The 8,231-nt window shown below is 46.2% G+C and carries 6 protein-coding genes and 1 pseudogene; 6 read left to right on the top strand and 1 reads right to left on the bottom strand.

Going from position 1 to position 8,231, the window contains the following annotated elements; translation table 11 throughout:
* From VN105_RS28175 to VN105_RS28150, 6 genes and pseudogenes are all read left to right on the top strand, one after another.
* Positions 1 to 253: pseudogene (locus VN105_RS28175) on the top strand (FAD-dependent oxidoreductase); the annotation flags it as partial.
* A gap of 128 nt (positions 254 to 381) precedes the next feature.
* Complete coding sequence (gene aspS / locus VN105_RS28170; protein ID WP_325646554.1) at positions 382 to 2,133, top strand: aspartate--tRNA ligase; 1,752 nt, start codon at positions 382 to 384, stop codon at positions 2,131 to 2,133.
* Between the two features lie 326 nt (positions 2,134 to 2,459).
* Positions 2,460 to 3,035, top strand: a complete 576-nt coding sequence (locus VN105_RS28165; protein ID WP_325646552.1) for a glucosaminidase domain-containing protein — start codon at positions 2,460 to 2,462, stop codon at positions 3,033 to 3,035.
* A gap of 21 nt (positions 3,036 to 3,056) precedes the next feature.
* Entirely contained in the window at positions 3,057 to 4,463 is a 1,407-nt protein-coding gene (locus VN105_RS28160; RefSeq protein ID WP_325646550.1) for a hypothetical protein, read from the top strand.
* Complete coding sequence (locus VN105_RS28155) at positions 4,435 to 5,721, top strand: GDSL-type esterase/lipase family protein (RefSeq protein ID WP_325646548.1); 1,287 nt, start codon at positions 4,435 to 4,437, stop codon at positions 5,719 to 5,721. The genes VN105_RS28160 and VN105_RS28155 overlap by 29 nt, the downstream gene beginning before the upstream one ends.
* Positions 5,708 to 7,192, top strand: coding sequence for an MBOAT family O-acyltransferase (locus tag VN105_RS28150; protein ID WP_325646546.1), 1,485 nt, complete (start codon positions 5,708 to 5,710; stop codon positions 7,190 to 7,192). The genes VN105_RS28155 and VN105_RS28150 overlap by 14 nt, the downstream gene beginning before the upstream one ends.
* Positions 7,193 to 7,198: 6 nt before the next feature.
* Here the strand turns inward: VN105_RS28150 and VN105_RS28145 are convergent, their stop codons facing one another.
* Positions 7,199 to 8,119: a helix-turn-helix transcriptional regulator gene (locus tag VN105_RS28145; protein WP_325646544.1), complete on the bottom strand. Its 921-nt coding sequence runs from the start codon at positions 8,117 to 8,119 to the stop codon at positions 7,199 to 7,201.
* Positions 8,120 to 8,231: the final 112 nt, after the last annotated feature.

Genomic DNA, 8,231 nt, shown 5'->3' with positions numbered 1-8,231 from the left:
CCGCCAGCTGTTGAAAGTGCCGTATGAAATAGTGGATCAGCTTTCGGCGGTGAGACCATCGGGGGATGACCGTCGCCCGATAGCCGGTTTTCACCCCGAATTGCCGTCTGTAGGGCTTTTTAACGGGCTGGGAACAAAAGGATGTTCGCTTGCACCCTTTATGGCAGCGCATTTCAGGGAGGTGCTTGTTGCCAATGCACCACTGATGCCGGAAATAGACCTCAAACGATATTTTAACATACACCGGGCATAAAATGCCCGATGCAAACCGTATCTTTGCCCCCCTTATGGGCATAAGTGAACAACTGGAGAGTGGTCGCCAATTGATGATTGCTTATCCTGTAATTCAACCATAAAACTAACTAAATCAATTATTTACGCATGTATAGGACGCACACTTGCGGGGAATTACGAATGGAACAGGTGGGCCAGGAAGTAACTTTGGCCGGATGGATACAGACAGTAAGAAAGTTTGGCAGCATCAATTTTTTTGACCTGCGGGACCGTTATGGTATTACTCAATTATTGTTCGGGGAAAACCTGAACGCCAAACTGGATGCGCAGCCGCTTGGCCGTGAGTTTGTTATCCAGGTGAAAGGTACCGTAACCGAGCGTTCGAATAAGAATAAAAATATCCCTACCGGTGATATAGAGATCACCGTGAGCGATTTTACCATCCTTAATGCAGCCAAAACGCCGCCGTTTACCCTGCAGGATGATACCGACGGGGGAGATGAATTGCGGATGAAATACCGCTTCCTTGACCTGCGCCGCAACATTGTAAGACAAAACCTGGAACTACGTTACCAGGTAGGACGTGCTGCACGTAACTACCTGCATACAGCCGGTTTTATGGATATAGAAACACCTTTCCTGATCAAATCCACCCCCGAAGGCGCCCGCGATTTTGTAGTGCCAAGCCGCATGAACCCCAATGAGTTCTATGCGCTGCCACAATCGCCGCAAACCTTTAAGCAATTGCTGATGGTAAGTGGCTACGACCGTTACTACCAGATCGTGAAATGCTTCAGGGATGAGGATCTGAGGGCCGACCGGCAGCCTGAGTTTACCCAGATCGACTGTGAAATGAGCTTTGTGGACCAGGAAGATATCCTCAATACTTTTGAGCATATGCTGAAGCACATCTTCAGGGAAATAAAGGGAATCGAATTTCCTGGTGCTTTCCCACGGATGACCTTCGACGATGCAATGGAATATTATGGTAACGATAAGCCGGATATCCGCTTTGAAATGAAGCTGGTAAACCTGAACGATACTGCTAAAAACAAAGGCTTTAAAGTATTTGACGATGCGGAACTGGTAGTGGCAATTGCTGCCAAAGGTTGTGCAGAGTATACCCGCAAGCAGCTGGATGAACTGACTGATTGGGTAAAACGGCCGCAGATCGGCATGAGCGGGCTCATCTATGTACGCTATAATGCAGATGGTACACTGAAGAGCTCTGTGGATAAGTTTTTTGATGAAGAACAACTGAAATTATGGGCGCAAAAATGTCAGGCACAACCCGGAGATCTAATCCTGGTGCTGGCTGGCAGGGAAGAGCGTACCCGTAAAGCTGCCAGCGAGCTCCGCCTGGAAATGGGAGAACGCCTCGGTTTACGCAACAAAAACGACTTTAAACCGTTGTGGGTTATAGACTTTCCATTATTTGAATACGCTGAAGAGGAAAACCGCTGGGTGGCACGTCACCATCCGTTTACGTCGCCAAAGCCAGAGCAGATAGCCCTGATGGATGATCCTTCACAATACAGTAAAATTAAGGCTAACGCCTACGATATAGTTTTAAACGGCACAGAAGTAGGGGGTGGTTCCATCCGTATTTTCCAGCGCGACCTGCAGCAGAAAATGTTTGCAGCCCTGGGAATGAGCAAGGAAGAGGCAGAACACAAATTTGGCTTCCTGTTGGGTGCATTTGAATATGGTGCACCGCCACACGGAGGTATTGCCTTCGGATTTGACCGCCTGTGCTCGCTGTTGGGTGGCAGTGAAAGTATCCGCGACTTTATCGCTTTCCCGAAGAATAACTCCGGACGCGATGTAATGCTGGATGCGCCTGCCGAAATCGATCAGCAACAGCTTAACGAATTGAAGATCAGCCTGGTAAAGTCATAATGAGCTCGCCTCGAAGGCATAGTTAACAAGTCGCTAACATGCTTTCCCGCGAAAAAAGGCTTGCCGGCATAATCTTTGCAAGAAGGAATGCTTTTGTCGCTAAAATCCCCTTTGATATGGCAAAATGCCGCATCAAAGGGGATTGGCACAAATATGAGGTACAATTTTTTTTAACAAGAGATTAACGGGTTAGATAAGAAAAGAGGAAGATCGTATTATTTAAATTTTTAAAGTAATATTGCGGTGTGATCATCGTTGATATGTGAGGTAAGAAAATGATGCTGAAAACAAAGAAGGAACTATCACCTGTATCAAAAAATACTACCATGAGAATTTCAACATTCTTTAAGAGGACAGTATGGTTATGTGCGGTGTTACTATTGCTAATGCTCAGCAATGTTGGGTTTGCACAACAATCCACAAATAATTATCTGAAGAAATTTAAACCGGTTTCTGTAGAATTAATGCAGGAAACCGGTATACCAGCCAGCGTTATCCTCGGGATAGCGATGCTGGAATCAGGCACCGGAACAAGCAGAAATGCAAAATTGCTGCATAACCACTTTGGTATCGTTGGAAAAAATAGCATTTCCAAGGTTAAACCGGGAGCAAAGTCTGTGTACAAACAATATGTGTCAGATATGGCTTCCTATGAGCATTTTGTGGAAGTGCTGGCGCGCAAGAAATGGTTTGGCGAAATGAAAGGTAACCCCGAATTTGCCGTATGGCTCAAAAAGATGAACCATAGCGGCTATTCATCTGCCGGCCATGAATGGATCAGACGTGTGACAAACATTATTAACCGCTATAAATTGTATAAGCTGGACGCAGGTATGGATAGCGTGGCAACGGAATCACAAAAATGGTTAACCGTAGGCATGCCGGCAGCAGGCGAACAGTGATGTGCTACAGATTATTAAACTATGTCCGGCAAAAATAAGTCTGCCTATCCGTTCTATATTATTCTTGGAACTTTAGTTTGCGTAGTAGGGCTGTCACAGCTCAATTACAGCTTTTCATATAAAGACTTTCAATTCCGGAAGCTGGATATGTTATCAGAACTGAGAACAACTTCCAATTCCCCGGACAACCAAAAGCTTACTGCAGACGGCAACGACAGCAGTAAGCTTTCTGGTTTAGACAGCACTGTTGCTGCCGGTAACCCGCATGTGCCTAACCCGGATCATACACACGACTTCATGTCGTATACCGGCATTATGGAATATGCTTCCCCTGTACCCGGCGACTCTATTGTTGGGATGAAACAATTTCTCGCTGCCCTTAAAGAGCTGAAAGCTGGTAAACGCCGTAAGGTAAGGATTGCTTATTTCGGCGATTCCATGATTGAAGGCGACCTGATTACCGGTGATCTGCGCGACAGCCTCCAACATTATTTTGGTGGCGGCGGTGTAGGGTTTGTTCCTGTTACTTCTGTGGTAGCGTCTTTCAGAACTACCATCCTGCATACTTTCTCTACCGACTGGAAAGATTATCATTATAAAAATTCACCGCCATCTAATGTTACCCTGGGATTATCCGGCCATACCTTTTATCCTGGTGGAAACAGCTGGGTGAAATACTCCCCTGTAAAAAAGCCCTTGCTTGATAAATTCAGCGAAGTGTCTGTATTATACGGTCCTGCTGAGTCAGGCGCTGTAACCATTAACGATAAGGCCTATACGCTTTCAGGGAATCAACCGGTGAACCGGCTGGATCTGCAGCAGGATACCGGAACAACGTCTGTAGTTATCCGCAACACCGGCAGCGCCATGCCTTTTTATGGTGTTTGTTTTGAAAACGGGGATGGTATTTATGTAGATAACTATTCGTTCAGAGGTATCAGTGGCGTGGAACTGGGCCACTTGTCTGCCAGCATGATCCGTCGTATGCAGCAGGAACGTCCTTACGACCTGGTGGTGATGCACTATGGCGCCAACGTATTATTCCGTCCGGAACTTACCGACTACAGCTGGTATGAACGCCCGATGAAGAAAGTGATGGATTCACTTCGCCAGGACCTGCCATCAACTTCATTCCTGATCATTGGTACTGCCGATAAATCTTACAGAAAAGCCGATAAATATATTACCGCACCCGGTGTGGAAGCATTGCTGAAAGTTCAGCACAACCTCGCCGCCGGTCATGGTACAGCCTACTGGAACCTTTTTGCCGCTATGGGCGGGGAAGGCGCTATGGTAAAGTGGGTAGAAGGAGACACTGTGATGGCCAACAAGGACTACACACACTTTAACAGAACGGGAGCAGCCAAGGTCGGGTCGCTGCTTTATAAAGCTATTATGAATGAATACAGTCAGGCACAACAACCTTAGCGTAAAATGGGTGGCAGTGCTTTTGCTGGTACTCAGCGGATTTACAACTTATGCACAACAAATGGCCGATGCCGGCAATATCCAGCAGGATACTGCCTTGTACAATGTTTTTTCCTCGCTTCATGAAGCAGACAGTAATGTAATATCCATCCTCCACCTGGGCGATTCCCATGTGCAGGCAGGCTATTTCCCGCTTGCTGTGGCTTCCCTGTTGCAAAACCAGTTCGGTTATGCCGGCAGGGGATATGTTTTTCCATACAACCTGGCAGGAACCAACGGACCGGAAGATTTCAAGTGGAACAGCACTGTAAGATGGGCATCTGAACGGGTGGTAGACCGGAACAAATCTGATGTACTGGGGCCCGGAGCTATTGCTATTATTTCACAGAATGATGCGCCTACATTGTCTTTTACCGGTAAAACGGATGGTACAATGGATAATAATTTCCGTAAAGTAACCCTCCTGTATGATGCCGGCAACACCAATAATACTTTAGTGGTGCCGGATGCTACAGTAACGGTAACACCTGCGCCTTTTCCCGGTTCTCCTACCCTGAGCAAAGCCACCCTGGATTTTCTGCAAACCTCGCAATCATTCCAGGCAAGATGGGAGGGCACCGGTAACGGGCCATTCAGGTTTTACGGCGCCATTATGGAAAACAGCCGCAATGGGGTGCTGTACCACAGTGTTGGCATAAACGGGGCCATGTTCCAGCATTATAATGAGATCAGCAATATCCTGCTGGCACAGATGGCAGTGCTGAAACCCAAACTGGTCATCATTTCCCTGGGCACCAACGAAGCTTATGGCGGCAGAATGGATCCCCTGGCCTTCAGGGATGAAATAGATAAAGCAGTAACGCTTCTCCGGGAACAGGATTCTTCCGTAAACATCCTGCTTACCACTCCGCCGGACTGTATGCGCGCAGTGAGGAAAGCCACCCGGAAAAAAGTAGGCAAAAAGAAATACAGAACAGTATATCACACTGCTTATTATCCCAATCCGTATATCTCGATGGTGACCCAGCAGATCATGGGATACGCCCGGCAGCATGGCATCGCCTGCTGGAATTTTAATGCGGTGAATAAAGCGCAGAAAGCTAGATTTGCAGGAGCATGGGCCCCTGATCATATCCATTTTAATGCAAGAGGATACCAGTTACAGGGACAATTGTTATACGAAGCCCTGCAACGTTCTTATACACATTATCTACAGCAAACAAAGAAAAATCCATTAACCTCCGATGATCGACATTAATAAACTGTTATACCAACTGTCGTACCATGAGTCAGACCCGGTCCTTTTTAACAGTGGGTTCTTCTTTTATTATTTTGCGCTATTCCTGATGTGTTACCTGCTGGTAAGCAGGAATAAAACCGCCAGGGTATGGGTGTACACCGTATTCTCACTCTATTTCTTTTATAAGGCCTGCGGCTATTACGTAGGACTGGTCATACTTTCAGCGATTGTAGATTTTAATTTGTCGAGATGGATCCATGAAAGCCCGGATAAAAAAGTAAAGAAATCACTGCTGATCCTGAGTATCTTCCTGAACATCGGGTTGCTGTTCTATTTCAAGTATACCAACTTTTTTATCGGGATCATCAACGATATTACCGCAGGGCATATTTCCACCCTGAAGCTGATCCTGCCCATTGGCATCTCTTTTTATACTTTTGAAAATCTTAGCTATACCATAGATGTGTACCGGGATGAAATCAAGCCGGTGAATAATTTTATGGACTACCTTTTCTTCCTGTCTTTTTTCCCGAAACTGATGATGGGCCCTATTGTGCGTGCAGCGGATTTTATCCCGCAGATCTCAATGCCTTACCGTCTCAGCTCAGAAGATATCGGTAAGGGAATGTACCTGATCATGGGGGGATTATTTAAGAAGATTATTATCTCGGATTTTATTTACCAGAACTTCGTCCAATATATTTTTGATGATCCCAGCAAGCATACCGGCCTGGAGTGTTTAATGGGCGTGTATGGCTATGCGTTAGTAATTTATTGCGACTTTTCCGGTTATTCGGATATGGCATTGGGTATTGCGCGGTGGACCGGCTTTAAGATCCCTGCCAACTTTGATTCTCCGTACCAGAGTTCTTCCATTACAGAGTTCTGGCGCCGCTGGCATATTTCATTGTCCAGCTGGCTACGGGATTACCTGTACATCCCATTGGGTGGCAACCGCAAAGGAAAGGTGCGCCAGTATATCAACCTGGCGCTAACCATGTTGATCGGTGGCTTCTGGCATGGCGCCAGCTGGAACTTCATTTTCTGGGGAGCCATGCACGGTAGTGCACTGGCTATTGATAAGGTACGGATCGATTACCTGAAGAAGAGCAAAAAGGTGATCACCGGGTGGAAAGCTACTCTCTTTAAGATCCTGGGAGTGCTTATTACTTTCCATTTTGTTTGCTTCTGCTGGGTATTCTTCAAGGCTGCCACTTTTCATGATGCATGGTCGCTGATACACCAGGTAGTATACGATTTCCAGCCAGAGATAGCCCTGGAACTGTACAATGGTTATACCGCCGTATTCTGGGTAATGATACTGGGCTTTATATTACATTTCCTTCCTTCCAAAGTGGAGTTTTCCCTGGAAAAAATACTGGGCCGTATCCCGGTGGCAGGCAGTGTAGCTATTATGGTGGCTTTCATCTGGCTATTGGTGCAGGTGAAAAGTACCCAGCCGATGATACCCATCTATTTCCAGTTTTAATATATTTTACCGTTTCTGCCAGGGAATGTAGATCTCGGAATCATTTTCACCTGTAAGCGAAATGAAGAAATGGTTGCCGCTCATTTTAAAATATCCTGCGCGGCAGCTGTTGTTAATAAACTCATACATGGGCAGGCCGGCTGCTGCGAAATCCATAGGTACCGGCAGTTTTTTATAATAGCCACCGGGAACACGTTTTGTAAAAAGACTGTATGGTTCCTGGAATGCGCTGCGCACCTGGTTATGCGCCTTATTGTACTGGTATTGCATGGGAATCATGATACCCACGTACATCATCATTCTTGAATAATCTGTAACAGGCACTATATCCAGGGTACCGGTAATAATCATGGCGCCGGGCAGTTCCAGTGATGTTTTAATGGCATAAAGCTGCTTTTGGTAATTACTGAGGTATTCCACCATTGTTCTTACCGGGTCGCCCTTCCTGGGAAGAATATTATAATACAGCAGGTAGTCCTCCAGCCTGATGTCTTCTGTACGGTCTGTGGTGAAAATGAGATGCTGCGAATCATCATGCGGGTTGGAGGCAATTTTGGTGCGTTCCAGCGTATTCTTTTCACTTTCCAGGTGAAGACGGTTGCGGAAGCTGATAGGGGCTTCGTTAAAGAACTCCCGGAATGCTTTGGTAAAGCTGGATTGGGTATATCCGCACATTTCACTGATCATTCCTACACTGTAATCGCTGTGCCGGAGGTATCCTGCGCCCGCTTCCACTCTTCGTCTTCTTGTGAAATTCATGTAAGAAGTACCGTACATCTCCGCAAATTTATGAGAGAAGTTGTCAACAGATTCGCTGATCAGCGCAGCCACTTCCTTAAGGCCCCGGTCGCCTTGCGGATCGTCATGGGATAATGAAATAGCCAGTTGTATTTTTTTCTCCCAATGGTTAAAAGTGGATGTTTTCATGGAGACATGATTTTGGAGTTATCCAATTTACTTCAAAGTATAAAGGCAGCAGATAAGCAAGCCACAACAGGAATGGATTAACGAGCTGTTAACGATTTGCGGCGCAAAGTGT

This window comes from Chitinophaga sp. (assembly GCF_035564935.1).
Lineage (GTDB): Bacteria > Bacteroidota > Bacteroidia > Chitinophagales > Chitinophagaceae > Chitinophaga.
Note: the sequence above shows the minus strand (reverse complement) of the source record. Positions and strands in the feature narration are given on the sequence as shown.